Genomic DNA, 21,596 nt, shown 5'->3' on the forward strand with positions numbered 1-21,596 from the left:
GGCCCGCATGACCCAGGAGACGCGCTCCACCTGCCCGTACTGCGGCGTCGGCTGCGGCGTCATCATCGAATCGCAGGGCGACCAGATCACCGGCGTGCGCGGCGACCCCGACCACCCGGCCAACTTCGGGCGCCTGTGCACCAAGGGCTCGACCTTGCACCTCACGGCCAGCGCGACCGTCACGCGCCAGACGCGGCTGCTGCAGCCCCTGCAGCGCCTCGTGCGCAAGGAGGCGCCCGCGCCCGTGACGTGGGACCACGCGCTCGACCTCGCCGCCGGCAAGTTCGCGCAGGTGGTGCGCGACCACGGCCCCGACGCGGTCGGCTTCTACGTGTCGGGCCAGCTGCTCACCGAGGACTACTACGTCTTCAACAAGCTGGCCAAGGGCCTGGTCGGCACCAACAACATCGACACCAACTCGCGCCTGTGCATGAGCAGCGCGGTGGCCGGCTACAAGCAGACGCTGGGCGCCGACGCGCCGCCGGCCTGCTACGACGACCTGAAGCACGCCGAGTGCCTGTTCATCGTGGGCAGCAACACGGCGTGGGCGCACCCCATTCTTTTTCGCCGCATCGAGGACGCGAAGGCCGCGAACCCGGCGCTGAAGATCGTCGTGGCCGACCCGCGCCGCACCGACACGGTCGAGATCGCCGACCTGTTCCTGCCGATCCAGCCCGGCACCGACGTCATGCTGTTCCACGGCATGCTGCACCTGATGCTGTGGGAAGGCTGGACCGACACCGCCTACATCGCGGCCCGCACCAACGGTTTCGACGCACTGAAGGCCACGGTGCGCGACTGCACGCCCGACACCGTGGCGCAGGTGTGCGGCATTCCGAAAGACGACCTGCTCGCGGCGGCGCGGATGTTCGCCACCTCGCCCGCCACGCTGAGCCTGTACTGCCAGGGCCTGAACCAGTCGTCCAGCGGCACGGCGAAGAACGCGGCGCTCATCAACCTGCACCTGGCCACGGGCCAGATCGGCAAGCCCGGCGCGGGCCCGTTCTCGCTCACGGGCCAGCCCAACGCGATGGGCGGGCGCGAGGTGGGCGGCCTGGCCAACCTGCTGAGCGCGCACCGCGACCTGGCCAACCCCGAGCACCGCGCCGAAGTGGCCGCGCTGTGGGGCGTGCCCTCGGTGCCCGAGAAGCCCGGCAAGACGGCGGTGGAGATGTTCCAGGCCGCGGCCGACGGCGAGATCCGCGCGCTGTGGATCGCCTGCACCAACCCCGCCCAGTCGATGCCCGACCAGGCCACGGTGCGCCGCGCGCTCGAACGCGCCGAGTTCGTCGTGGTGCAGGAAGCCTTCGCCACCACCGCCACCTGCGCCTTCGCCGACCTGCTGCTGCCCGCCACCACCTGGGGTGAGAAGGAAGGCACCGTGACCAACAGCGAGCGCCGCATCTCGCGCGTGCGCCCGGCCGTGCCCGCACCGGGGCAGGCGCGCAACGACTGGTCGATCGGTGTGGCCTTCGCGCGCCGGCTCGAACAGCAGCTGGGCCGCAGCTTCACGCTGTTCCCGTACGAGAGCCCCGAATCGGTCTGGAACGAGCACCGCGAATCCACGCGCGGGCGCGACCTGGACATCACCGGACTGAGCTACGCGATGCTCGAGAACGCCGGCCCGCAGCAATGGCCGCTGAAGGAAGGCGAGCGCACCGGCCGCGTGCGCCTGTACGAAGACGGCGTGTTCCCCACGCCCGACGGCCGCGCCCGCTTCGTCGACACGCCCTACAAGCCCGTGGCCGAGGCGCGCGAGGCGCGCTTTCCCTTCTCGCTGAACACCGGCCGGCTGCGCGACCAGTGGCACGGCATGAGCCGCACCGGCACGGTCGGCAAGCTGTTCGGCCACGTGGCCGAGCCCGTGGTGCAGATGAACGCGCAGGACATGGCGCGCCGCCAGATCGCCGAGGGCGACCTGGTGCACCTCACATCGAAGCGCGGCTCGATCCTGCTGCCGGCGCGCGCCAGCGCCGAAATCGGCCTGAGCCAGGCCTTCGTCGCCATGCACTGGGGCGAGGAGTACCTGAGCGGCTGCTCGTCGACCGGCGTGCGGCTGGCGGGCATCAACGCGCTCACCACGCCGGCCTACTGCCCGACCTCGAAGCAGCCCGAGCTCAAGCACACGCCCGTGAAGATCCTCAAGGCCGAGCTGCCGTGGTCGCTGCTGGCCATGGCCTGGCTGCCCGCCGGCGACGCGCTCACGGCGCAGCGCGCACTGCAGCCGCTGATGGCGCTGTTCCCCTTCGCCACCTGCGTGCCGTTCGCGGGCAATGCGCCCGGCGAAGAAGAACGCAGCGGCGTGCTCTTTCGCGCCGCCGCGCACGACGCGCCCGACGCCGCGCTGGTCGAAAAAATCGAAGCCCTGCTGGGCCTGCAGACCGCCGACACCCTGCGCTACGCCGACCACCGCCGTGGCCAGCGCCGCGCCGCGCGGCTGGTGCGCCGCGCCGACGGCAGCGCCGGGCTCGAAGCCTTCCTGCTGGGCGGCGACACCAGCGCCGAAGCCTGGATCGCCACCCTGCTGCGCGAGGAGCTGCCGGCCCAGAGCTACGGCCGCCTGCTGCTGTCGCCGGGCGCCCGCGCGCCGGTGGCTGTGCAGTCGCGCGGCAAGCCGGTGTGCGCCTGCTTCAACGTGACCGACCGCGCCATCGAGGCCGAGCTGGTGCGCTGCACCGGCAGCGCCGACGAGCGGCTGGCGGCGCTGCAGGGGGCGCTGAAATGCGGCACCAACTGCGGGTCGTGCGTGCCGGAGCTCAAGCGCATGGTGCGGGCCACCCCGGCCGAAGCACTGGCCGTGGGGGCATAAGCCGACTCACATTCCGGCATAAGCGTTGCGGGACAATCCGCCTACCCATGGGAATCAGCCACTACATCAAGGAAATCGGCCGCGGCGCGCGGGGCGCCCGTCCGCTCACGCGCGAGCAGGCCTGCGACCTGTTCGGCCAGGTGCTGGACGGCACGGTCACCGACCTGGAGATCGGCGGCTTCTGCCTGGCCATGCGCATCAAGGGCGAGACGCCCGAGGAGATGGCCGGCTTTCTCGACGCCACGCATGCGCGCCTGAACCCCGTGACGACCCGTAGCGGCCCGCTGATCGTGCTGCCCAGCTACAACGGCGCGCGCAAGCTGCCGGTGCTCACGCCGCTCCTGGCGCTGCTGCTGGCGCGCGAAGGCCTGTCGGTGCTGGTGCACGGCAGCGCAAGCGAAACCTCGCGCGTACTGGCATCGAACGTGCTTTCGGCCCTGGACATGCCCCCGATGACCACGCTCACCCCCCTGGCCGCCGGCCAGGTGGGCTTTGCCCCGACCGAGCTGCTGAACCCCGCGCTCAAGCGCCTGCTCGACGTGCGCCGCGTGGTCGGCCTGCGCAACCCCGGCCACAGCGTGGTCAAGCTGATGCGCCCGACCACCGGCCCCTGCGTGGTGGTGGCCAGCTACACGCACCCCGAATACGCCCGCACGATGGGCGAGACCTTCGAGCTCACGGGCATGACCGCCCTGCTCTCGCGCGGCCTCGAAGGCGAGGTGGTCTCCGACCCGCGCCGCACCGCGCAGATCGACGGCTTCGTGCGCGGCGTGCGCAGCGAACTCCAGGCCCAGGCCGCCGGCACCGCCGCCGACGTGCCCGGGCTGCCGAAAGAAATCGACGTCGCCACCACGGCCGACTACACGCGGCGCGTGCTGGCCGGCGAGCTTCCCGTGCCCGAAGCCATCGCGACGCAAGTCAGGCACATCACCGAACTGGCCTCCCACGCATGAACACCCCCTCCACCCTCATCACCGGCCGCTGCACGCTGGTGGGCGCCGGCCCCGGCGACCCCGAGCTGCTGACCGTCAAGGCCGTCAAGGCGATCCAGGCCGCCACGGTGCTGCTGGTCGACGACCTCGTGAACGACGCCGTGCTCCAGGCCTACGCCCGGCCCGGCGCGCGCATCGTGCACGTGGGCAAGCGCGGCGGCTGCAAGAGCACGCCGCAGGCCTTCATCGAGCGGCTCATGATCACGGCCGTGCGCGAAGGCGAAACCGTGGTGCGCCTCAAGGGCGGCGACCCGTTCATCTTCGGGCGCGGCGGCGAAGAGGTGGAGCACCTGCGCGACGCCGGCATCGAATGCGCGGTGGTCAACGGCATCACCGCCGGCCTGGCCGCCGTGACCTCGCTGGGCGTGCCGCTCACCCACCGCGACCACGCGCAGGGCGTGGTCTTCGTCACCGGCCACGCCAAGACCGGCGCCGGCGCGGCCGAAGACCCGACCGACTGGCGCGCGCTGGCCGCCACGGCGCACAACGCCCGCCTGACGCTCGTGATCTACATGGGCGTCTCGGGCGCCGGCCACATCGAGCGGGAGCTGCTGCACGGCCTGCCGGGCGACACGCCCGTGGCCGTGGTGCAGCACGCGAGCCTGCCGCACCAGCGCCACCTCGTGACCACGCTGCAAGGCCTGCAGGCGCGCATCGCCGAGGCCGGGCTGGCCAGCCCGGCGGTGATCGTGGTGGGGGATGTGCTGCAGGGGCTGGCCGCTGCGGCGCTGCCGGCGGACGCCGACCGCTTCGGCACATAGGTACCAGTCCCGGCCGAAAACGGCCATGGCGCCCGCCTGAGCGACGCCTAAAATCCCGCCCGATCCAACGAACAAGAAGGAAGAGGCAGGGATGCTCGACAAACTCAACGAATTCACCGAAAGCCACGGCGAGCTGCGCCGCGGGCGCGGTCTGGTCACGGGCACCATCGCCTTCAGCCTCGCCGCCCTGTGCTTTCTGGGCGTGCTGGCCTTTCACTTCCCGCAGTACCTGACGACGCCCGAGCTGCGCAAGAGCTACAACGTCGACGTGATGCGCGTCATCCTGCTGACGGCGCTGGTCATCGCGGGCGGGCTCTCGCTGGTCAACATCATCTTCAACCGCTCGCGCTGGCTCTCGTCGGCCGCGTTCCTGCTGGTGGCGGTGTCGGCGCTGCTGGGCGGGCACAAGGTGCCGGTGCACGACTTCGCGGACCACACGCCGTACATCGGGCTGGACTGGTTCATCCTCGACCTGCTGGGCTCGTCGCTGATCTTCATCTTCATCGAGAAGCTCTTTGCGCTGCGCAAGGACCAGCCGGTGTTCCGCGAAGAGTGGCAGACCGACTTTCATCACTTCGTGGTGAACCACATGATCGTGGGTTTCGTGCTGCTGGCCACCAACCTCATGGTGCACAAGCTCTTCGGCTGGGCCGCCAACGACGGCATCCGCGGCTGGGTGAGCAACCTGCCGTTCTGGGCCGGCATCCTGCTGATCATCCTGGTGGCCGACCTCGTGCAGTACTGGACGCACCGCGCGTACCACGAGGTGCCGGTGCTGTGGCGCCTGCACGCGGTGCACCACAGCGTGAAGAGCATGGACTGGATGGCGGGCTCGCGCCAGCACATCCTGGAGCTGCTGATCACGCGCACGCTGGTGCTCGCGCCCATCTACGTGCTGGGCTTCAGCAAGGACGTGATCGACGCCTACATCGTGGTGGTCGGCTTCCAGGCGGTGTTCAACCACTGCAACGTGAGCGTGCGGCTGGGCCCGCTGCGCTACCTGATCGTGACGCCCAACTTCCACCACTGGCACCACAGCCAGGACATCGAGGCGCTCGACAAGAACTACGCGGCGCACTACGCCTTCCTCGACTACCTCTTCGGCACCGCGGTGAAGAGCACCAAGCTCTGGCCCGAGAAGTACGGCGTGCTGGGCGACTACGTGCCCAACGGCTTCTTCAAGCAGCTGAAGTTCCCGTTCGTCTGGAAGGGGTGAACATGGCTTCCCTTCTTCGCGCGGTTGCGCTCGCGGCCACGCTGCCGCTCTTGCTCTCGGCCTGCGCCACGCGCATCGAGATGCCCTCCGAAACCTCGGGCCTGCGCCTGCGCGTGCAGAGCTCGGTGATCGCCCCTGGCAACGGCGGCGAGCTGATCGGCGCCGAGGTGCTGGCGCCCGGCGACATCCTGCTGACCTCGATCGCCACGGTGAATTCGTTCGGCATCCGCCTGGGCACTTTCTCGCCCGTGAGCCATGCCGTGCTCTACCTGGGCGACGGCCAGATCGCCGAGGCCGTGGGCACCGGCGTGCGCGCGCGGCCGCTGGCCGAGGTGGTCGACGAAGAGCAGATGGTCGTGGCCTTCCGCGTGCCGGGCCTCGTCGAGGCCGACGTCGAGAAGATGCGCGACTGGGCGCATTCGCAGGTCGGCACGCGCTACAACACCGCCGGCGTGCTGCTGAACGCACCCTTCGTGCTGAACCGCCGGCTGTGCGAGCTGCCGCTGATTCCCTCGGCCGTGAGCGCGTACTGCATCAGCGGCCTGGCGACGGTGCAGCTGGGCGCCAGCCGCAACGACCAGTTCTTCTGCTCCCAGTTCGTGCTGGAGGCCTACCGCCAGGCCGGCGTGCCGATCACCGACGCCGACCCGCGCTGGGTGAGCCCGGCCGACCTGCTCCACATGCGCGAGGGCGACGTGCCCTCGATCGCCGCCACGCAGCCGCTGCGCTACGTGGGCCACCTCAAATACAACCCGCCGCCGGTGCTGGCGGCGGACGGACCCGCTTGAGCTCTTCTTCCCCTCCTTCTTCTTCCTTTGACGTCGTTGTCGTCGGTGCCGGCGCCGCCGGTCTTTTTTGCGCCGCACTGGCGGGCCAGCGCGGCCTGCGCGTGCTGCTGGTCGACCACAGCGAGAAGGTCGGCGAAAAGATCCGCATCTCGGGCGGCGGCCGCGCCAACTTCACCAACCGCGACCTCGACGTGCGCGCGCCGCAGCGCCATTTCGTCGGCGACAACCCGAATTTCTGCCGCTCGGCGCTCTCGCGCTACGCGCCGCAGCAGTTCATCGACATGGTGCAGCGCCACGGCATCGCGTACCACGAGAAGCACAAGGGCCAGCTGTTCTGCGACGGCTCCTCGCAGCAGATCGTCGACATGCTGCTGGCCGAGTGCGCCGCCGGCAACGTCGAACGCTGGCAGCCGTGCAAGCTCGGCGACATCGCTTTTGCCGACGGGCGCTACCAAATCAGTAGCACGCGCGGCCCAATCGACGCGCCCAAGCTCGTGGTGGCCACCGGCGGCCTGTCGATTCCCCAAATTGGTGCAAGCGACTTCGGCTACCGGCTCGCCGAGCAGTTCGGCCTGCGGCTGGTCACGCCCCGCCCGGCGCTGGTGCCGCTGACCTTCGGCGGCGACGCCTGGGCGCCCTACGCCGGCCTGGCCGGGCTGGCGCTGCCGGTGCGCATCGAGACCGGCGGCAAGAAGGACAAGATGGCCTTCCTGGAAGACCTGCTGTTCACCCACCGCGGCCTGTCGGGCCCGGCGGTGCTGCAGATCTCGAGCTACTGGAAGCCCGGCGCCCCGCTGACGCTCGACTTCGCGCCCGGCATGGACGTGGCCGAGTCGCTGTCCGACGCCAAGCGGCGCTCCAAGAAACGCATCGCCAACGAACTGGCCGCGCTGGTGCCCTCGCGCCTGGCCGACGCCTGGGTCGGCGAAGACCCGGCCCTGCAGCGCCCGGTCAACGAGGCCACCGACAAGGCGCTGGCGGCGCTGTCCGAGCGCATCGCCCGCTGGCAGATCACCCCCAGCGGCACCGAAGGCTACAAGAAGGCCGAGGTGACGGCGGGCGGCGTCGACACGCGCGACTTGTCGTCCCAGACCATGGAATCCAAGCAGCCGGGCCTGTACTTCATCGGCGAAGTGGTCGATGTGACGGGTTGGTTGGGCGGATACAACTTCCAATGGGCGTGGGCCAGCGCACATGCGTGCGCAACCGCGCTATAATCGCGGGCTAACTCTGGCCTTCCCTCAACGGCCGCAAAAAGTTTTCAGTTGAGGAACCCCGGCTTGGGGCCTCGATCTCCCCCGGCCAAATCCATTTCAACGATTCATCAATGACCACCATCCGCGTTAAAGAAAACGAGCCCTTCGACGTCGCCCTGCGCCGCTTCAAGCGCACCATCGAAAAGCTCGGCCTGCTGACCGACCTGCGCGCCCGCGAGTTCTACGAGAAGCCGACGGCTGAGCGCAAGCGCAAGAAGGCAGCTGCGGTCAAGCGCCACTACAAGCGCGTGCGCAGCATGCAGCTCCCCAAGAAGCTGTACTAAGCAACGCCCAGGGTGGCTGGCCCCGACGAAAGTCCCCGCCAGCGCCCCGTTGCACCAGCCGCGCCAGGGAAACCTGCCGCGGCTTTTGTTTTTTCCGAAAGGTTGCGAAGAATGACTCTCAAAGAACAAATCACCGAAGACATGAAGACGGCGATGCGCGCCAAGGACTCGGAGCGCCTGGCCACCATCCGCCTGCTGCTCGCCGCCATGAAGCAAAAGGAAGTCGACGAGCGCGTGGAGCTCGACGACGCCATGGTCGTGGCCATCGTCGACAAGATGGTCAAGCAGCGCAAGGACTCGATCGCCGCGTTCACCACGGGTGGCCGCGCCGACCTGGCCGACAAGGAAGCCGCCGAGATCAAGGTGCTCGAGGTCTACCTGCCCCAGCGCATGAGCGCCGATGAAACGGCCGCCGCGGTGAAGGCCATCGTGGCCGAACTGGGCGCCTCGGGCCCCGGCGACATGGGCAAGGTGATGGGCGTGGTCAAGACGCGCCTGGCCGGCAAGGCCGACATGGGCCAGGTCAGCGCCGCGGTCAAGGCCGCCCTCACGGGCGCCTGAGGCGGCCACCGCCATGAAGAACGGCAGCAGCAGCCCGCTCGGCGCCGCCCCCGTCGCGACGATCCCGAAGGCCTGCGCCTGCCTGGTCGATGCGCAGGGCCGGCTGCTGGTGTTCCGTCATCCCGAAGACGGCAACATGCAGCTGCCCAAGGGCACCATCGAGCCCGGCGAGTCGCCCGAGGCGGCCGTGCGGCGCGAGCTGCTCGAAGAGTCGGGCCTGGTGTTCGCCGGCCGGCTCGAATCGCTGGGCACGCTGGAGCGCGAATGCGAAGCCGGCGTCGAAGGCAACACGCACCGCCACCCGCAGCGCTGGCACATCTTCCTGATGCGCGACCACCGCGCCCTGCCCGAGACCTTCGAGCACATGGCCACGGGCAGCCCGGAAGAAGAAGGCCTGGTGTTCTCGTTCTACTGGCTTGAGGCCGACGCCCCCATCGAGGACTTCGCCCTGCCCTACCGCCAGACCATCGAGCGCGTGCGCGCGGCCCTGCTGGCCGCCAGCTGACCGATCGATCGTGTCCGCTCAGGCGGACATGACGGCGCGCAGCGCCATGTACGCCCCCAGCAGCGCCAGCCCGATCAGAAAGCAACGCCGGAACACGGCCACCGGCAGCCGCTGCCGCAGCCAGGTGCCCAGCACCATGCCGCCGACCGCCGGCGCCAGCATCGCCAACGACCCGCCCAGCACCGCCGCCGGGTAGCTTCCGTTGGCCGCCAGCCCCAGGGCCAGCACCACGGTCGAGGTGGTGAACGAGATGCCCATGGCCTGGATCAGCGCATCGCGCTGGAAACCCAGCGCCTGCAGGTACGGCACGGCGGGCACCGCGAACACGCCGGTCACGGACGTCACCAGCCCCGTCGCGGCGCCCACCACGGGTCCCAGCCAGCGCGCCTGTGCGTTGCTCACGTGCAGCTGCCGCCCCGTCAGCCCCCACAGCGCATAGATCACCAGCGCCACGCCGAGCGCCAGCGAGGCCCAGGCCCCGGCCGGCACGCCCAGCCACCACGCCCCGGCGAGCGTGCCCACCACGACGCCGGCCTGCATGCGACCGATGCGGCGGAACACCGCGCCGAAGCTGGCGCGCGGCCCGGTCTGCCAGAGGTTGGTGACCAGCGAGGGCACGATCAGCAGCGCCGCCGCCTGCGCCGGCGACATCCACAGCGCGAGCAGCGCCATCGCCACGGTCGGCAGGCCGAGGCCGATCACGCCCTTGATCAGGCCGGCCAGCAGGAACACCGCGCCAGCCGCCGCCCACAGGCCCATCGCTTCATTGGAGATCGTCATCGCCGCGGAGTCTGCCGACCGGCGCAGCGGCTGGAAATGCGGCTTTCGCGCAGCCAGCCTCAGGCACAGGCTGAGGCTGGCGTGCTACCTTGTGGCCCATCATGCGATTCGACCTGACCGACCTGCGGCTCTTTCTCCACGTCGTTGAAGCCGGCAGCCTCACGGCCGGCGCTGGCCGCTCGCACATGACGCTGGCCTCGGCCAGCCAGCGCGTGCGCGGCATGGAAGACGCGCTCGGCACGCCGCTGCTCACCCGCCACGCGCAGGGCGTGCGCCCCACCGAGGCCGGTCGCACGCTGCTGCACCATGCGCGCGTCGTGCTGCAGCAGATGGAGCGGCTGCGCGGCGAGCTCGGCGAGTACGGCCAGGGCCTGAAGGGCCACGTGCGCTTCATGTGCGGCACCTCGGCACTCACCGAGCACCTGCCCGAGGTGCTGAGCCGCTTCCTGGCCGAGCATCCACGCATCTCGGTTGACCTCGAGGAGCGCGCCAGCCCCGACACCGTGGAGGCCCTGCGCAGCGGGCTGTGCGACATCGGCATCGTCTCCGACGCCATCGACAGCGACGGCCTCGAATGCCACCCCTTCCGCCGCGATGACCTCGTGCTGGTGATGCCGCGCGGCCACGCGCTGGCCGGCCGGCGGCGCGTGCACCTGGCCGAGGTGGTCGACAGCGAGTTCGTCGGCCTGCCCGCCGACAGCGCGCTGCAGCAGCTGATCACCGGGCACGTGCGCGCGCTCGCCAAGCACCTGGCCTACCGCGTGCGCGTGCGCAACTTCGAGGCCGTGTGCCGCATGGTCGAATACGGCATCGGCGTGGGCATCGTGCCGCAGACCGCGGCCGAGCGCTGCGCCCGCTCGATGAAGATCGCGCGCGCCTCGCTCGCCGATCCGTGGGCCGAACGCACGCTGATGGCCTGCGTGCGCTCGTCGCAAGACCTGCCGCTCAATGCGCGGCGCATGCTCGACTACCTGATCGCGCCACCGCCGCCGGCGGACGCTACGCGGAAGTGACCGGCCTTCCCTGCTGCGCACGCGCCGCAACGAAAGCCTCGAAGGCTTCGCGGCTGGTCTTGCGCGGCACGTAGCCGAACTGGGTCTTCAGCGCGGTGTTCAGCAGCACCGGCCGGTAGCGCAGAAAGTCGAGCTGCTCGGGCCCATAGCGGCTCACGCCCAATGCCGAGCCCGCGGCCAGCGCCGCCTGCAGCACGCCGGCCGGCCACGCGATGGCGCGCTTGCCCAGGCGCGCGGCGATCTCGTGGATCGTGAGCGCGCCGTCGCCCGCGAGGTTGTAGCAGCCGGGCGGCGCGCCGCCGAGCGCCTGGGCGATGGCGCCGGTCACGTCTTCGTCCCACACGAACACGAAGGGGCTGTCGCTGCCGCGGATGGCGATCAGCCGCTTCTTCTCGAACAGCGCGGTGATCTGGTTGTCGACACGCTCGCCGAGGATGGTGCCGATGCGCAGCACCGTCTGCGCCAGCGCGGGGTGCTGCCTGCGGCACTCGGCCAGCATCTCTTCCACCTGCCGCTTGTGGTTGGCATAGGCGAACACCGGGTTGCCGCGCAGCGGCTGCGACTCGGTGATCCAGGCCGGGTTGTCCGCGTGGTAGCCGTAGGCCGCACCACTGGACGACACCACGATGTGCCCCACGCCGCGCGCCACGCAGGCGTCGAGCACGTTGCGCGTGCCGCCCACGTCGACCGAATGCTCGAAAGCGCGGTTCGAGTCCTTGCCGGGCGTGACGATGGACGCGAGGTGCACCACCGTGTCGATCGCGTGCTCGGCCAGCACGTCGGCGATGCCGTCGTCCCGCACGTCCTGCTGCAGGTAGACCACGCCGGGCAGCCGCCGCGCGGGAGGCACCTCACGCACGTCGAGTGCCACCAGGGCTTCAAAGGTGCCTTGCGCGGCCAATGCAGCGAGCACGCTGCGCCCCAGAAAGCCGTCGCCGCCCGTCACCAGCACGCGCCGCGCGGACGCCTTCCAGGTTTCGCTCATTGGTATACCTTCGTGCTTCGCACTGCGGTGCGAGCTTGCTTGGGGCGGCCCGGCGCGGCGCTCATGGCGTCGCAGGCTTGCGCCCCCACCAGCTCGCCAGCGCCAGGCCCGCGATGATGTCCCAGAAGCCCCACACGCCGGCCACCACGGCCATGCCGCCGAGCCCGCCGAAGAAGCTGAAGATCAGCACCAGCCCGAGCCCCGCGTTGCGGATGCCCACTTCGATGGCCACCGCGCGCCGGTCGTAGTCGCCCAGCCCCGAGAGCCGCGCGCACAGGTAGCCGGTGCCGAAGGCCAGCGCGTCGTGGATCACCACGGCCATCAGCACCAGCCCCACGTAGTCGAGGAAGTAGCGCCAGTTGCCCGCGATGGCGCCGACGATGAAGGCGATCAGCGCCAGGAAGCTCAGGATGCGCGCCGGCTTCTTGATGCGCGCCGTGAGCCCCGGCAGCTTGTGCGCGCACGCCACGCCCAGCACGAAGGGAATGCCGATGATCATCACGATGTGGCCCAGCATGTCGAAGGGGTCGAGCGCGATGGTCTTGAGCAGCACCGAGGCCGTGGGATGCAGGCCGCCCCAGAACGCGAAGTTCAGCGGCATCACCACGATCGACAGCGCGTTCGAGATCGCCGTCATCGACACCGACAGCGCCACGTTGCCACCCGCACGGTGCGTGAGGATCTGCGAGATGTTGCCCGGCGGGCAGCAGGCCACGAGGATCATGCCCAGCGCGATGCTCGGCCCCGGCTGCAGGATCAGCGTGAGCACGAAGGTCACGGCCGGCAGCACCACGAACTGCGCGCCGATGCCCACCGCCATCGCACCGGGCATGCGCGCCACGCGCCTGAAGTCGTCGATGCGCGTGTCCAGCGCAATGCCGAACATCAGGAAGCCCAGCACCACGTTGAGCAGCACCAGCGAGGCCGGGTTGAAGTGCAGGCGGATCTCGTCGACAGGCAGCATGCGCGGAACCTCGTGAAGAAAGACGATCGGTCAGTCAATCAGCCAGTGCCGCAGCGGCCTGACGCACGGCCGCGCGGTAGGTGTCCTTGTGGACGTAGTACGCCATGCGCTCCAGCTGCAGGTACTTGAAGCCGCCCGACAGGTCGGGCGGCGGCCTCTGCACTGCTGTACGCAGGGCCGTAGCTTTGGGCGAGCCCGCCGCCTGCGCACGGAAGTAGCGCGCCAGCAGCTCGGCCTGCTCGTAGCGCCCCTGCCAGCCGATGCCGCTGGCCTCGATCATGCCGAGCACGCCCAGCGTCTCGAAGCGCGGCGAGAAGATGTTGAGGTACAGGCGCGGCGCCATGCCCTGCCAGTTGAGCAGCTCGCGGTCGATGAACGGGTAGTGCAGCGCGTAGCCCGTGGCCGTGAGGATCAGGTCGTAGTCGCGCGCGCTGCCGTCCTTGAAATGCACGGTGCGTCCGGCGAGCCGCGCGATGTCGGCGCGCACGCCGATGTCGCCATGGCCCACGTGGTGCAGCACCAGCGAGTTCACCACCGGGTGCGACTCGTACATCTTGTAGTCGGGCTTGGGAAAACCGAAGCGCACCGGGTCGCCGGTGAACCACTGCAGCACGGTGGCGTCGACCTTCTGCTTGAGCCACGGCGGCAGCGGGCGCTTGCCGCCCAGCGTGTCGGCCGGCTTGCCGAACACGTACTTGGGCACGAAGTAGTAGCCGCGCCGCACCGAGATGTCGACGCTGTGCGCGTAGTGCACCGCATCGACCGCGATGTCGCAGCCCGAGTTGCCCGCGCCGACGATCAGCACGCGCTTGTCCTTGAACAGTTCCGCGTGCTTGTAGCGGCTGGTGTGCAGCAGCTCGCCGTCGAAGTGGCCTTCGAACTGCGGATGCTTGGGCTCGGACAGCGTGCCGTTGGCGATCACCACGCCCTTGTACTCGTCGGTTTCCACGGTGCCATCGGGCGCCTCGACGCTCACGCGCCAACACGTGTCGGGTGCGTCGCTCACCGGCTCCACGCGCAGCACGCGCGTGCCGAAGCGGAAGTGCGCGCGCAGGCCGAAGCGGTCGGCAAAGTCGCTGAAGTAGCGTCGCAGCTCGCGGTGGCTCGGGTAGTCGGCCACGGTGTCGGCCATCGGGAACTCGGCGAACTCGGTGGTGCGCTTGCTCGAGATCAGGTGCGCCGAGTGGTAGACCGTGGAGCGCGGGTTGTCGATGTCCCAGAGGCCGCCCACGTCGCTGTGCGCCTCGAAGCCCTGGAACGGAACGCCGAGCTTCTGCAGATTGCGCGCGCCCGCGAGGCCCGAGGGCCCGGCGCCGATGAGGGCGATCTGTTCGTGCGTGGGAACGGTGGCTGCGGCAGCGGAAGGCGTCATCGGCGGGGAGGTTCTTTCGGGGAATTCAGGCCGGGGATGGCGGTGGCGCCCGCCTCGCCCACGCGCGGCTTGCGCGGCTGGCCGCGCAGCAGGCGGTCGTGCAGCGGCGCGGGCAACAGGCCGAGTGCTTTCGACAGCCAGCCGATGCGCCGCGGCAGCACGATCTTTTCTCGCCGTGCCGCCAGGCCCGCCAGCAGCTGGCGCGCCGCCGCGTCGGCCTCGAGCAGCCCCGGCATCGCGAAGCGGTTGCCGGCCGTGAGCGCCGTGCGGATGTAGCCCGGGCTCACCGTGTGCACCGTGAGCCCCGTGCCGCGCAGCTCGGCACGCAGGCTTTCGAGATAGCGGATCAGGCCGCCCTTGCTCGCGCAATAGGCGCCGTTGCCCGGCATGCCGTGCCAGCCCGCGATGCTGGCCACGCCCACGAGCGCGCCGCGGCCCTGCGCACGCATCGGCTGCACGAAGGGCTGGAAGGTGGTGGCCGCGCCGAGCAGGTTGATCTCGAGCATGCGGCGGAACACGGCCAGGTCGTCGGCCTCGGCGGTGTCGAAGCCGCCGGCCACGCCCGCGTTGGCGATCACGAGGTCAGGCGGGCCGAAGCGCTGCATCCAGTCGGCCGCCATCGCCTGCATAGCGGAGCTGTCGGACACGTCGGGCGTGTAGGCCTTGCAGCGCCCGTCACCTTGGGCAGCGAGCGCCGCGAGGCGTGCGGTGTCGAGCCCCACCAGCGCCACGCGCGCGCCGTGGCCGATCAGCTCGCGCGCCAGCGCCTGCCCGAGGCCGCCGCAGGCACCGGTGAGAACGACATTGCGAAACGGCAAGAGCATGGGCAGGGAAGCGCGCAAGGCTGCGAGTGGCAAAACGCAGCCACTGTAGCCGCGCCCTGCCAGCGCACTCCCCAGCGTTTCCCCTTGTCCCGCGCCCTTGCAGGGCGTTCAGGCCGCTTCGGCGGCGGGAAATTCGATCTGGATCTTCACATCCGTGACGCGCCCGGCCGCAGCCTCCTCGAAGGCGGCGATGCCGTCCTCGAACGCGAAGGTGCGCGAGATGAAGGGCTTCACGTCGACCTGCCCCGACGCGATGAGCGCCAGCGCGCGCGGGAAGATGTTGGCGTAGCGGAACACCGATTCGATGCGCGCCTCCTTCGCCTGGATCGCGACGATGTCGAAAGCCACCTTCGCTGCGGGTATGCCCACCAGCACGAGGCAGCCACCGGGGCACAGCAGGTCGAACACGTTGTCGAAGGCGCGTGTGCTGCCGCTGGCTTCGAAGACCACGTTCGCGCCCCAGCCGTCGGTGAGGGCCTGCACGGTGTCGGCGAGGCTCGCGCTGCGCACGTCGACCGTCGTCACCGCCGGGTTGTGGGCGAACAGCGCCAGCTTCTCGGGCACGAGGTCGGCCAGGATCACGCGCGCCGCGCCGCCCGCGAGCGCGGCCAGCGCCGTCATCGCGCCGATGGTGCCGGCACCGATGACCACCGCCATGTCGCCCGGCTTCAGCGCCGCCTTCTTCGCGGCCTGCAGGCCGATGGCCAGCGGCTCGACGATGGCGCCTTCGCCGAAGCTCACGTTGTCGGGCAGGCGGAAGGTGAAGGCTGCCGGGTGCACCACGAACGGCGTGAGGCAGCCGTGGATCGGCGGCGTGGCCCAGAAGCGCACGGCAGGGTCGAGGTTGTAGAAGCCTTCGCGCACGGCGCGCGAGTCCATGTCGGGAATGCCGGGCTCCATGCAGACGCGGTCGCCGGGCTTCAGGTGCGTGACTTCGGCGCCCACCTCGGCCACCACGCCCGAGGCCTCGTGGCCGAGGATCATGGGCGCGTCGACGACATAGGGGCCGATGCCGCCGTGCTGGTAGTAATGAACATCGCTGCCGCACACGCCCACGGTGTGCATGCGGATCTTCACGTCGCGCGGGCCGACGTGCAACGGCAGCTCGACATCGCGCAGCGTGATCTCGTGCGCCTTTTCCAGAACCAGTGCTTTCATTGCATCTTTCTCAGAGGGTTGAAACGGGGGCCGCCACTCAGTGCAGCACGGCGTCCGGACGCAGCAGCGAAGCGCCCGTCGCGACATCGAACAGGTGCACCTGCTGCGCATCGGCCACGAAGCGCAGCGGCTCGCCAAGCCGGGGGCCCGCCGCGGACGGCAGGAGCACGGCGATCTCTTCGCCACCCTGCCCGACGCTCACCAGCACTTCGTTGCCGAGGTATTCGATGAGCTGGACCTCGCCGGCAAAGCCTTCGCCGGTCGCCCTGGCGGTGTCGAGGTGCAGGTGCGCGGGGCGCACGCCCAGCGTCACGCGCTCGCGGCCTTCGAGCGCGAAGCGGCGCGCATCCACGCGCACCGAGCCGCCGCCGCCGCGCAGCTCGCACTGCCCGCCGTCCAGGCCGTGCACCGCCATCTCCATCAGGTTCATCGGCGGCGTGCCGATGAAGCCGGCCACGAAGGCCGAGCGCGGGCGTTCGAAGATTTCCTGCGGCGTGCCGACCTGCTCGATGCGCCCGTCGCGCAGCAGCACGATGCGGTCGGCCAGCGTCATGGCCTCGTGCTGGTCGTGCGTGACGTACACGGTGGTGGTCTTCAGCGTCTGGTGCAGCTTCGCGATCTCGATGCGCATGTGGTTGCGCAGCTTGGCGTCGAGGTTCGACAGCGGCTCGTCGAACAGGAACACCTTCGGCGTCTTGATCATGGCGCGCGCAATCGCCACGCGCTGCTGCTGGCCGCCCGACAGCTCGGTGGGCTTGCGCTGCAGGTAGCGCTCCAGGCCCAGCGTGTCCGACACCTCCTTGATGCGGCTGTCGATCTCGGCCTTGGGCACCTTCAGCCGCTTGAGCCCGAACGCGATGTTGTCGCGCACCGTCATGTGCGGGTACAGCGCGTAGTTCTGGAACACCATCGCAATGCCGCGCTCCTGCGGCGGCAGGTCGTTCACGCGCTGGCCGCCGATGTGCAGGTCGCCGCCGCTGATGTCTTCCAGGCCCGCGAGCATGCGCAGGATGGTCGACTTGCCGCAGCCCGAGGGGCCGAGGAACACGACGAACTCGTTGTCGGCCACGTCGAGATCGAAGGCATGGACGACCTGCGTTTCCCCGTAGCGCTTGATGAGGTGGTGACAGCGGATGGCAGACATGGTTTGTTCTGGAGAAAGGGAAGCGGCGCGGTTCATTCAGCCTCCCGCTTGCGCTTGAACGCGGCATTGAGAAAACCGCTGAGCACGCCCACCATGAGCAATGGCGGCAGCGACAGCAGGATGACCGAGGCATTCAAGATGCCCCAGGGCACGTCGCGCCCGAGCTGGCTGAGTTCCGACGCCACGATGGGCAGCGTCTTGGCCTCGGAGGTGGTGAGCATCAGCGCGATGAGGAACTCGTTCCACACCAGCACGAAGCCGAAGGCGATGGCGCCCACCAGCGAGCGCGCGGCAATCGGCAGCGCGATGCGAAAGAAGATCGCGTAGGGCCCGTAGCCGTCGACGCGGCCGGCCTCTTCCACTTCCTTCGGCACCGCCTTGAAGGCCGGGATGGCGAGCCAGATCACCGTCGAGAGCGTGAGCAGCGTGTAGGTGGCGATGAGCGCCACGCGCGAGTCGTACAGCTCCAGCTGCAGCCAGATCACCATCAGCGGAATGGCCACCGCTACCGGCGGCAGGAAGCGCATCGACAGCACGAAGAACTGGATGTCGTTGCCCCAACGCAGCGGGTAGCGCGCCAGCGCATAGGCGGCCGGCAGGCCCAGCACCGCGCCGATGATCACCGCCGTGCCCGCCACCACGATCGAGTTGACCAGCCCCGCGGCCACGGCCTCGCGGTTCAGCACGTACAGGTAGTTGTCGAGCGTGGGCGTGAAGAAGAACTTGGGCACAGCCGAGACGATGTCGACCCGGTTCTTGAACGAGTTGAGAAAGGTCCACAGCACGGGCACGAGGGCCGAGAGCCCGGCCGCAATGAGCGCCAGCCGCGCCAGCAGCGTTCCAATGGCAAGCTTCTTCATGACGGCCTGGTCCATTTCCAGATGTAGGTGAACGCGACCGTGGAAGCGACCATCATCAGCACCGCCATGCTCGACGCGTACGAGATGCGGCCCGACTCGATGAAGCCCTGCGAGAAGGCGTACATGTCGAGCGTCTCGGTCGAGATGCCGGGGCCGCCGCGCGTCATCACGTAGATGAGGTCGAAGGCGCGCAGCGACTCCACCATCTTCACGAATGCCAGGCTGATGAGCGGCGCCTTCAGCATCGGCAGCGCCACGTAGGCATACACCTCCCAGGTCTTCGCGTGGTCCAGCCGTGCCGCCTCGAAGGGCTGCGGCGGCAGGGTTTCGAGCAGCTTCAGCACGATGACCCCGAAGAACAGTCCCCACTGCCACACGTCGACGAAGGCCACCGTGAGCAGCGCCAGCACCGGGTCGGCGAACAGGTCGAGCGGCTCGCCGGTGATCGCCTTGTACGGCCACGTGATGAGGCCGAACAGCGGATGGAAGGCGAACTTCCAGACGAAGGCGGCCGACACGCGCGGCAGCAGCACCGGCACGATGAACAGCATCGACAGCACCTGGCGCCAGCGCGGCGTGGCGCAGCGGTGCATCAGCGTGCCCATGAGCACGGCCAGGGCCATGGTGGCGCTGACGGTCAGCACCTCCCACACCAGCGACACGCGCACCGAGTTCAGGAAGCGCCGATCGGAAAAGAGCTGCACGTAGTTGCTGAACCAGACCCAGCCGGTGTCGGCCTGGCCCAGCTCGCGGTCCTGCAGCGAGATGGCGATGGCGAACACCGTCGGCACCAGCGCCAGGACCGCCAGCACGAGCAGCCCCGGCCCGATGAACACGGCCGGCAGCCGTGGGGTGTGGGAACGCATGCTCACTTCTTGCGACGCGCGATCAGCTGCTTGGCGTAGGCGTCGAGTTCGTCGAGCCCGCCCTGGATGTCGGTGCGCGAGCCGGTGATCAGCTCTTCCAGAATGATCCCCCAGCGGTCGCCCAGGTCGGGCCAGGCCGGGTCTTGCCAGAAGTTCACGGCCGTGACCTTGCCGGTGTCGGCCAGCGCCTTGCCCAGGTCGGCGCCGTAGCGCTTGGCGAACTCGGGGCTGCCGAGCACGCTGGTGCGGTTGAGTTCGCCGAACTGGCCTTGCGCGAGGCGGCGCTGCTCGTTCTCCTTGGAGGTGGCCCAGGCGATGAACAGGCCCGCGCACTTCTTGGCCTCTTCGGTCTTGTTGGCGCGCGCGCCGATGGCCAGGCCATGGCCGTAGCCGCCGCCGGTGAGCGGCGCGGGCGGCACGGCGTAGGCGATCTTGCCGACCACGGTCGACATCTTCGGGTCGAGCGCGTTGCCCGCCAGCGGCGTCGACTCGACCAGGATCGCGACCTTGCCGGCCAGGAAGGCGCCGGTGGACTCGTCCCATCCGCCCGTCTTGGTGCCGGGCGCGGAGTACTTGAAGAGATCGAGGTAGGTCTGGGTCGCCTTCACGGCGGCGGGCGAGTTGAAGACCGGCTTGTCGCCGTCGAACCACTGGCCGCCATAGCCGCGGAAGAACGGCATCCAGCGCCACACGTTGGCGCCCGAGCCGCGCTGGCCGCGCAACGCCACGCCGTAGACGCCGTTGGCCGGGTCGTTGAGCTTCTTCACGGCCGCCACGAACTCGTCGAGCGTGGCCGGCGGCTTGATGCCCGCCTTCTCGAGCAGGTCCTTGCGGTAGACCATGAGGTCGCCGCCGCCGGTGAGGGGCGCGAACCAGGCCTGGCCGGCGAAGGTCGCGACCTTCTGGCGGCCGGCGTCGAAGTCGGCGTAGTCGTAGCTGGCCGGGTAGTACGGCGTGAGCGGCACGATCCACTTCGACTGGACGAACTGCGCCACGTTGGCCTCGTCGACGTAGTACACGTGGTACTTGCCGACCGTGGACGCATCGGCGCGCGACTTGGCGCGGCGGTCGTTCTCATTGAGGTTGTCGATGCTGAACGAGGCGCCGCTCAGGCGCTTGAACTCGTCCTTGGATTTTTCGAGCAGCGTCAGGCCTTCACGGGGCTGCGACAGGACGCGCACGTCCTCCTTGCAGACCTGCGCCAGCGCGGCGGGCGCCAGCGTGGCCAGCGCGAGCGCGAGGCCGGCCAGACGGTGGGAACGCGGAATCGGCATTTGTGTCTCCTTTGTTGTTCGTGCAAGTTGCCGGCGAAATGCCGGCAGAAGCAACGAAACAAAGGTTAGGCGGCCGATCCGAAAGGCCTCCTACACGCCCACCGGGCATCTGATACTTTGCTGCCAAGCCATCTCGGGGTTTAGCCCAAGAGGCAAGCGCGTATCAGTCGGCAATCAGGCAGCGAGTGGCGTGTGCTGCGCGCTGCGCAGGCCGAAACGCTCCTGCGCCTGCTGCCGGTAGGCCGAGGGCGTCATGCCCTTGAGCTGCAGGAAGCGGCGGTTGAAGTTCGCGAGGTTCGAGAAACCGACTTCGTAGCAGATGTCGCTCACCAGCCGGTCGGACACCTGCAGCATCTCGCAGGCCTTGGTGATGCGCAGCCGCGTGACGAAGTCGGTGAAGGTGCTGCCCATGTGCTTGTGGAAGTAGCGCGAGAAGCTGCTCTCGGCCATGTTGGCGACGCCGCACACGGTGGGCAGCGAGAGCTCTTCGGCCAGATGGGCGTGCAGGTAGTCGAGCACGCGGCGCATGCGGGTGTTGGCCGTGGGGTCCTCGTCGCTCGGGTCGGCGTTGCTCGAGATCTGGCGCCAGTCGCTCCAGCTCGCGAGTTCGTGCAGCAGGCCGATGAACTCCGACAGCCGGGCCATGCCCTTTTGCTTCTGCACCCGCACGAAGCGCTCGCGCACGAGGTCGCCGATGCCGAAGAACTCGATGCCCAGCTTGGCGCGGTCGAGCATCGGCAGCACGGTTTCCAGCTCGGGGAACAGGTCGACGCCCTGGCGCAGGGGCGCGTCGCGGAAATGGATCACCATGCTGCGGTCGGCCACGCCCTCGGGCGGCACGTCGTGCGAGATCCAGGTGTGGGGCAGCCGCGCGCCCACCAAGGCGACATAGCCTGGCTCGAAGCGGCCGATGTGGTTGCCGACGAAGGCGTCACCGCTGGTGCGGTTGATGCACTGCAGCTCGTACTCGTCGTGGTAGTGCCAGCAGTCGAAGGGCCAGGGCACGCCGTGCTGCAGGCAGCGCACCGAGCTGCTGCCCGCCGGCTCGAAGCCCAGGCGCGGGTCGCGCAGCAGTTCGTGTTCGAGGGCCGGCTTGCGTACGGCGCTGTGTTTGCTCATGTCCTGTCCCCCTGTCCTTGAATGGAGGGGTCGTCGAGCCAGCGCCGTTGCGAGCGGCAGCGCCT

21 protein-coding genes are annotated in these 21,596 nt (G+C 69.4%); 10 read left to right on the forward strand and 11 right to left on the reverse strand.

Features of this window, described 5'->3' with window-relative positions; genetic code table 11:
* Window positions 1-7 precede the first annotated feature (7 nt).
* The 9 genes from FFI97_RS02360 (at window position 8) to FFI97_RS02400 (ending at window position 9,172) form a co-directional block, all read left to right on the forward strand.
* On the forward strand, window positions 8-2,809 hold the full coding sequence (locus FFI97_RS02360; protein WP_139702825.1) for a nitrate reductase: 2,802 nt from the start codon (window positions 8-10) through the stop codon (window positions 2,807-2,809).
* A 47-nt stretch (window positions 2,810-2,856) separates the two neighbouring features.
* Complete coding sequence (gene ybiB / locus FFI97_RS02365) at window positions 2,857-3,762, forward strand: DNA-binding protein YbiB (protein WP_139702826.1); 906 nt, start codon at window positions 2,857-2,859, stop codon at window positions 3,760-3,762.
* Window positions 3,759-4,562 (forward strand): uroporphyrinogen-III C-methyltransferase, encoded by an 804-nt coding sequence (gene cobA / locus FFI97_RS02370; RefSeq protein WP_139702827.1) that lies wholly within the window; start codon window positions 3,759-3,761, stop codon window positions 4,560-4,562. The genes ybiB and cobA overlap by 4 nt, the downstream gene beginning before the upstream one ends.
* A 91-nt stretch (window positions 4,563-4,653) precedes the next feature.
* A complete protein-coding gene (locus FFI97_RS02375; protein ID WP_070063138.1) occupies window positions 4,654-5,778 on the forward strand; it encodes a sterol desaturase family protein in 1,125 nt (374 codons plus the stop codon).
* A 2-nt stretch (window positions 5,779-5,780) separates the two neighbouring features.
* On the forward strand, window positions 5,781-6,566 hold the full coding sequence (locus tag FFI97_RS02380; RefSeq protein WP_139702828.1) for a YaeF family permuted papain-like enzyme: 786 nt from the start codon (window positions 5,781-5,783) through the stop codon (window positions 6,564-6,566).
* Complete coding sequence (locus tag FFI97_RS02385; protein WP_139702829.1) at window positions 6,563-7,783, forward strand: NAD(P)/FAD-dependent oxidoreductase; 1,221 nt, start codon at window positions 6,563-6,565, stop codon at window positions 7,781-7,783. The genes FFI97_RS02380 and FFI97_RS02385 overlap by 4 nt, the downstream gene beginning before the upstream one ends.
* Window positions 7,784-7,893: 110 nt before the next feature.
* Complete coding sequence (gene rpsU, locus FFI97_RS02390) at window positions 7,894-8,106, forward strand: 30S ribosomal protein S21 (RefSeq protein ID WP_007833691.1); 213 nt, start codon at window positions 7,894-7,896, stop codon at window positions 8,104-8,106.
* Window positions 8,107-8,217: 111 nt separating this feature from the next.
* Window positions 8,218-8,667, forward strand: coding sequence for a GatB/YqeY domain-containing protein (locus FFI97_RS02395; RefSeq protein ID WP_062476513.1), 450 nt, complete (start codon window positions 8,218-8,220; stop codon window positions 8,665-8,667).
* A 13-nt stretch (window positions 8,668-8,680) separates the two neighbouring features.
* Window positions 8,681-9,172, forward strand: coding sequence for an NUDIX domain-containing protein (locus FFI97_RS02400; protein WP_095949101.1), 492 nt, complete (start codon window positions 8,681-8,683; stop codon window positions 9,170-9,172).
* 18 nt (window positions 9,173-9,190) lie between these two features.
* Here FFI97_RS02400 and FFI97_RS02405 read toward each other — a convergent pair whose 3' ends face one another.
* Window positions 9,191-9,952, reverse strand: coding sequence for a sulfite exporter TauE/SafE family protein (locus FFI97_RS02405; RefSeq protein WP_139702830.1), 762 nt, complete (start codon window positions 9,950-9,952; stop codon window positions 9,191-9,193).
* Between the two features lie 101 nt (window positions 9,953-10,053).
* On the opposite strand from FFI97_RS02405, the gene FFI97_RS02410 reads away from it, so the two are divergent.
* Complete coding sequence (locus tag FFI97_RS02410) at window positions 10,054-10,965, forward strand: LysR family transcriptional regulator (RefSeq protein WP_139702831.1); 912 nt, start codon at window positions 10,054-10,056, stop codon at window positions 10,963-10,965.
* Here FFI97_RS02410 and FFI97_RS02415 read toward each other — a convergent pair.
* The 10 genes from FFI97_RS02415 to FFI97_RS02460 all read right to left on the reverse strand — a co-directional run bounded on the left by FFI97_RS02415 (window position 10,952) and on the right by FFI97_RS02460 (window position 21,531).
* Window positions 10,952-11,950: an SDR family oxidoreductase gene (locus tag FFI97_RS02415; protein ID WP_139702832.1), complete on the reverse strand. Its 999-nt coding sequence runs from the start codon at window positions 11,948-11,950 to the stop codon at window positions 10,952-10,954. The two genes, FFI97_RS02410 and FFI97_RS02415, sit on opposite strands and share 14 nt — an antisense overlap.
* 61 nt (window positions 11,951-12,011) lie before the next feature.
* Window positions 12,012-12,914 carry a bile acid:sodium symporter family protein gene (locus tag FFI97_RS02420; protein WP_095949103.1) on the reverse strand — a complete coding sequence of 301 codons (903 nt, stop codon included), beginning with the start codon at window positions 12,912-12,914 and terminating at the stop codon, window positions 12,012-12,014.
* Window positions 12,915-12,948: 34 nt separating this feature from the next.
* Entirely contained in the window at window positions 12,949-14,286 is a 1,338-nt protein-coding gene (locus tag FFI97_RS02425) for a flavin-containing monooxygenase (protein ID WP_139702833.1), read from the reverse strand.
* On the reverse strand, window positions 14,283-15,110 hold the full coding sequence (locus FFI97_RS02430; protein ID WP_139702834.1) for an SDR family oxidoreductase: 828 nt from the start codon (window positions 15,108-15,110) through the stop codon (window positions 14,283-14,285). The genes FFI97_RS02425 and FFI97_RS02430 overlap by 4 nt, the downstream gene beginning before the upstream one ends.
* 108 nt (window positions 15,111-15,218) lie before the next feature.
* A complete protein-coding gene (locus tag FFI97_RS02435) occupies window positions 15,219-16,268 on the reverse strand; it encodes an NAD(P)-dependent alcohol dehydrogenase (protein WP_139702835.1) in 1,050 nt (349 codons plus the stop codon).
* A 37-nt stretch (window positions 16,269-16,305) separates the two neighbouring features.
* The gene (locus tag FFI97_RS02440; protein WP_139702836.1) at window positions 16,306-17,412 is read right to left on the reverse strand and encodes an ABC transporter ATP-binding protein; all 1,107 of its coding nucleotides are present in this window, start codon (window positions 17,410-17,412) and stop codon (window positions 16,306-16,308) included.
* A gap of 32 nt (window positions 17,413-17,444) precedes the next feature.
* Window positions 17,445-18,257 carry a carbohydrate ABC transporter permease gene (locus FFI97_RS02445; RefSeq protein ID WP_221937682.1) on the reverse strand — a complete coding sequence of 271 codons (813 nt, stop codon included), beginning with the start codon at window positions 18,255-18,257 and terminating at the stop codon, window positions 17,445-17,447.
* Window positions 18,258-18,268: 11 nt separating this feature from the next.
* Window positions 18,269-19,138 (reverse strand): carbohydrate ABC transporter permease, encoded by an 870-nt coding sequence (locus FFI97_RS02450; RefSeq protein WP_139702838.1) that lies wholly within the window; start codon window positions 19,136-19,138, stop codon window positions 18,269-18,271.
* Between the two features lie 2 nt (window positions 19,139-19,140).
* Window positions 19,141-20,412 (reverse strand): ABC transporter substrate-binding protein, encoded by a 1,272-nt coding sequence (locus FFI97_RS02455; protein ID WP_139702839.1) that lies wholly within the window; start codon window positions 20,410-20,412, stop codon window positions 19,141-19,143.
* 174 nt (window positions 20,413-20,586) lie between these two features.
* Window positions 20,587-21,531, reverse strand: a complete 945-nt coding sequence (locus tag FFI97_RS02460; RefSeq protein WP_062476487.1) for a helix-turn-helix domain-containing protein — start codon at window positions 21,529-21,531, stop codon at window positions 20,587-20,589.
* Window positions 21,532-21,596 lie beyond the last annotated feature (65 nt).

The sequence above is a fragment of the Variovorax sp. KBS0712 genome (genome assembly GCF_006323185.2).
GTDB classification, from domain to species: Bacteria; Pseudomonadota; Gammaproteobacteria; order Burkholderiales; family Burkholderiaceae_C; genus Variovorax; species Variovorax boronicumulans.

Bases quoted from the DNA above. Each gene is read 5' to 3' on its own strand.
- FFI97_RS02360 (WP_139702825.1), top strand. From the start codon at position 8: ATGACCCAGGAGACGCGCTCCACCTGCCCGTACTGCGGCGTCGGCTGC.
- ybiB (WP_139702826.1), top strand. From the start codon at position 2,857: ATGGGAATCAGCCACTACATCAAGGAAATCGGCCGCGGCGCGCGGGGC.
- cobA (WP_139702827.1), top strand. From the start codon at position 3,759: ATGAACACCCCCTCCACCCTCATCACCGGCCGCTGCACGCTGGTGGGC.
- FFI97_RS02375 (WP_070063138.1), top strand. From the start codon at position 4,654: ATGCTCGACAAACTCAACGAATTCACCGAAAGCCACGGCGAGCTGCGC.
- FFI97_RS02380 (WP_139702828.1), top strand. From the start codon at position 5,781: ATGGCTTCCCTTCTTCGCGCGGTTGCGCTCGCGGCCACGCTGCCGCTC.
- rpsU (WP_007833691.1), top strand. From the start codon at position 7,894: ATGACCACCATCCGCGTTAAAGAAAACGAGCCCTTCGACGTCGCCCTG.
- FFI97_RS02395 (WP_062476513.1), top strand. From the start codon at position 8,218: ATGACTCTCAAAGAACAAATCACCGAAGACATGAAGACGGCGATGCGC.
- FFI97_RS02400 (WP_095949101.1), top strand. From the start codon at position 8,681: ATGAAGAACGGCAGCAGCAGCCCGCTCGGCGCCGCCCCCGTCGCGACG.
- FFI97_RS02405 (WP_139702830.1), bottom strand. From the start codon at position 9,952: ATGACGATCTCCAATGAAGCGATGGGCCTGTGGGCGGCGGCTGGCGCG.
- FFI97_RS02410 (WP_139702831.1), top strand. From the start codon at position 10,054: ATGCGATTCGACCTGACCGACCTGCGGCTCTTTCTCCACGTCGTTGAA.
- FFI97_RS02415 (WP_139702832.1), bottom strand. From the start codon at position 11,950: ATGAGCGAAACCTGGAAGGCGTCCGCGCGGCGCGTGCTGGTGACGGGC.
- FFI97_RS02420 (WP_095949103.1), bottom strand. From the start codon at position 12,914: ATGCTGCCTGTCGACGAGATCCGCCTGCACTTCAACCCGGCCTCGCTG.
- FFI97_RS02425 (WP_139702833.1), bottom strand. From the start codon at position 14,286: ATGACGCCTTCCGCTGCCGCAGCCACCGTTCCCACGCACGAACAGATC.
- FFI97_RS02430 (WP_139702834.1), bottom strand. From the start codon at position 15,110: ATGCTCTTGCCGTTTCGCAATGTCGTTCTCACCGGTGCCTGCGGCGGC.
- FFI97_RS02435 (WP_139702835.1), bottom strand. From the start codon at position 16,268: ATGAAAGCACTGGTTCTGGAAAAGGCGCACGAGATCACGCTGCGCGAT.
- FFI97_RS02440 (WP_139702836.1), bottom strand. From the start codon at position 17,412: ATGTCTGCCATCCGCTGTCACCACCTCATCAAGCGCTACGGGGAAACG.
- FFI97_RS02450 (WP_139702838.1), bottom strand. From the start codon at position 19,138: ATGCGTTCCCACACCCCACGGCTGCCGGCCGTGTTCATCGGGCCGGGG.
- FFI97_RS02455 (WP_139702839.1), bottom strand. From the start codon at position 20,412: ATGCCGATTCCGCGTTCCCACCGTCTGGCCGGCCTCGCGCTCGCGCTG.
- FFI97_RS02460 (WP_062476487.1), bottom strand. From the start codon at position 21,531: ATGAGCAAACACAGCGCCGTACGCAAGCCGGCCCTCGAACACGAACTG.